This is a genomic window from Streptomyces sp., from assembly GCF_031178505.1.
In the GTDB taxonomy this organism is placed as follows: Bacteria; Actinomycetota; Actinomycetes; order Streptomycetales; family Streptomycetaceae; genus Streptomyces; species Streptomyces gulbargensis.
Map to the genome: position 1 here is coordinate 1 of NZ_JAPSIW010000852.1, position 2,794 is coordinate 2,794.

2 protein-coding genes are annotated in these 2,794 nt (G+C 76.0%); both read right to left on the bottom strand.

Annotation, left to right across the window (positions count from 1 at the left end):
* Window positions 1–58: 58 nt before the first annotated feature.
* The gene (locus tag RIF68_RS33430) at window positions 59–1,747 is read right to left on the bottom strand and encodes a DEAD/DEAH box helicase (protein WP_309054866.1); all 1,689 of its coding nucleotides are present in this window, start codon (window positions 1,745–1,747) and stop codon (window positions 59–61) included.
* Window positions 1,748–2,158: 411 nt separating this feature from the next.
* A complete protein-coding gene (locus RIF68_RS33435) occupies window positions 2,159–2,740 on the bottom strand; it encodes a pyridoxamine 5'-phosphate oxidase family protein (protein WP_309054865.1) in 582 nt (193 codons plus the stop codon).
* Between the last annotated feature and the right edge of the window lie 54 nt (window positions 2,741–2,794).

The following is a 2,794-nucleotide window of genomic DNA, read 5'->3' on the forward strand; positions in this document are numbered from 1 at the left end:
CGGGGCCCGGGGCCGCGGAGATCCTCCGCGGCCCCCGGCTCTCCGGACCGGGCGTCCGTCAGCCGTCCGTGGACCTCGGCTGCCGGGTGGAGCGGGAGCGGGTGGCGCCGCCGCGGGAGCGCCCGCCGCCGGCACCCCGGGACGCGCCGGTACGGGACCCCGTGCCGGAGGCCGTACGGGCGCCGGAGCCGCCGGTGCCGGAGGCCGTGCGGGAGCCGGAGCCGGCCGCGCGGGCCGAGGCGGAACCGGTCGCGCGGGCCGAGGCGGAACCGGTCGCCCGTCCCTTCGACGCGCCCGTGCCCGAACCCGAGGCCGCACCCCTGCCCGTACCGCTCGACGCGGAGGCGGACGACGGCCTGCGGCGACGGCGGCCCGAGCCGGTGCCCGGCTGCTGGACGGGCTGCGGGGTCTCGATGACGACGGGGACGCCCGAGGGCTCCTTGGCGCCGGTGAGCCGCACCAGCTCCTCGTCGCTGGACTTGATCTGCGCCGTGCGGGGACGGATCCCGGCGTTCGACATCAGCTTGCCCATGTCCCGCTTCTGCTCGGGCAGGACCAGGGTGACGACGCTGCCGGACTCGCCGGCGCGGGCGGTACGGCCGCCGCGGTGGAGGTAGTCCTTGTGGTCGACCGGCGGGTCGACGTTGACGACCAGGTCGAGGTCGTCCACGTGGATGCCCCGGGCCGCCACGTTCGTCGCGACGAGCGCGGTGACCTGTCCGCTCTTGAACTGGTCGAGGGTCCGGTTGCGCTGCGGCTGGGAGCGCCCGCCGTGCAGGCCGGAGGCCCGTACGCCCTGGGCGAGGAGCCGCTTGACCAGCCGGTCCACGGACCGCTTGGTGTCGAGGAAGAGGATCGTGCGGCCGTCGCGGGCGGCGATCCGCATCGTGACGGCCTTCTTGTCCGTCTCGTCCAGGACGTAGAGGACGTGGTGCTCCATGGTGGTCACGGCGCCCGCCGACGGGTCGACCGAGTGGACGACCGGGTCGTGGAGGAACATCCGGACGAGCCGGTCGATGTTCTGGTCCAGGGTCGCCGAGAACAGCAGCCGCTGGCCGCCCTCCTCGACCTGCTTGAGCAGCTTGGTGACCTGCGGCAGGAAGCCCATGTCGGCCATCTGGTCGGCCTCGTCGAGGACGGTGACGGCGACCTGGTCGAGCCGGCAGTCGCCACGGCCGATCAGGTCGTCGAGGCGGCCGGGGGTGGCGATGAGCACCTCGGCGCCGCGCCGCAGCGCGGAGGCCTGCCGGGTGATCGACATGCCGCCGACGACCGTGGTGATCCGCAGGCGCAGGGCGGCGGCGTACGGGGTGAGGGCGTCGCTGACCTGCTGGGCGAGTTCCCGGGTGGGGACGAGGACCAGGGCGAGCGGCGCGGTCGGCTCGGCGCGGCGGCCCGCGGTGCGGGCGAGGACGGCGAGGCCGAAGGCGAGGGTCTTGCCGGAGCCGGTACGGCCCCGGCCGAGGACGTCGCGCCCGGCGAGCGAGTTCGGCAGGGTCGCGGCCTGGATGGGGAAGGGCTCGGTGACGCCCTGCTCGGCGAGCGTCTTCACCAGCGCGGCCGGCATCTCGAGGTCCTCGAAGGAGGCCACGGGCGGCAGGGCGGGTGTCACCGTTTCCGGCGGGGTGAACTCCCGGGGCGGCGGGGGCGTGGCGGGGCGGCCTCCGCGGGAGCCCTTGGGCTGCGAGGCGGACGTCGCCCGGGCGGTGCGGGGGCCGCGCTTGTAGGGGCGTTCGGAGCGGGTCATTCGTGCCTTCCTGGCTGCGCGGCACGGCCGGGGCCCGCACCCTGCGAGGGTGCGGGCCCCGGCCGTTTCTCTTCGGAACAATAGTGCGCCCCGGAACCTTCCCGCCTCCGGCCGCCCGCCGGGGTGGCCGGCGGATGCCTCCGGGTGAGCGGAGTCACAGAACGGAACCCATGGCGGTCCCGTAGGGGTTCTCGGGACGTACGGCGGCCCCGATCGGGTGCACGGGGAGGTGCGGTCCGGTGTGGCGGAGGACCGGCAGGTCAGGCGGATGCCGAGGCGGGCGCGGAACGCCCCTCGGTGTACTCCCCGCTCCAGGGTACCGAGCCGGGCCCGGTGCGTGGCGGCGGCCCGGGCCCCGCCGGGCTCCGGGGTCGGGTCGCCCGGCCGCGCGGTGCTCCCCCGCGGCCCCGGTCACGGCGCCGCGCGGGGCGGCTCGTCGCCGTTGCCGCGCCGGACGGTCCGGACGCCGCGCGCCGGTGTCCAGGAGGTGACGACGAGGTCCTCCCCGTCCACCCGGGTCCGCACGACCTCGGTGAGCTCCACCCGGAAGAGGTGGAAGGGCGGCGGGGCGCCCGCCTCCCGGGCGTACCACCGGAAGGTGTCCTGGTCGGTGATCTCGACGGCCCGCCCGGAGACCCGCACGTCACCCCCGCCCATGCCGGTCCCGGAGCCCGGGTTGGCGAGGAGCGAGAAGCGCGCGTCCCGGAGCAGGTCCAGGGCCTTGCGGGAGCGGGGCATCATGCCGAGCCACAGCTCGCCCGCGCGGAAGTCGGCCTCGATGCCGCTCAGCCGGGGCGAGCCGTCGCGCCGGAGGGTGGCGAGGGCGTGGTGGGTGTACTGGCCGAATCGCTCCCGTACGGTCGCGGCGAGGGCGGGCTCGGCGGCCTCGAAGGCCGACCACAGGTGCCCGTCGCGGTCCGCCCGTCCCGTGCCCCCGCCGCTCTGCGGGCGTCCGCCGCTTCCGGTGTCGTCGGTGTGTCCGTTGTCTCCCATGGCTCCAGGGAACACCGGATACCTGACATCTTCTGTCGGGATTACTCCGCCCGC

Coding starts and splice junctions, on each gene's coding strand:
- RIF68_RS33430 (WP_309054866.1), bottom strand. CDS start 1,747: ATGACCCGCTCCGAACGCCCCTACAAGCGCGGCCCCCGCACCGCCCGG.
- RIF68_RS33435 (WP_309054865.1), bottom strand. CDS start 2,740: ATGGGAGACAACGGACACACCGACGACACCGGAAGCGGCGGACGCCCG.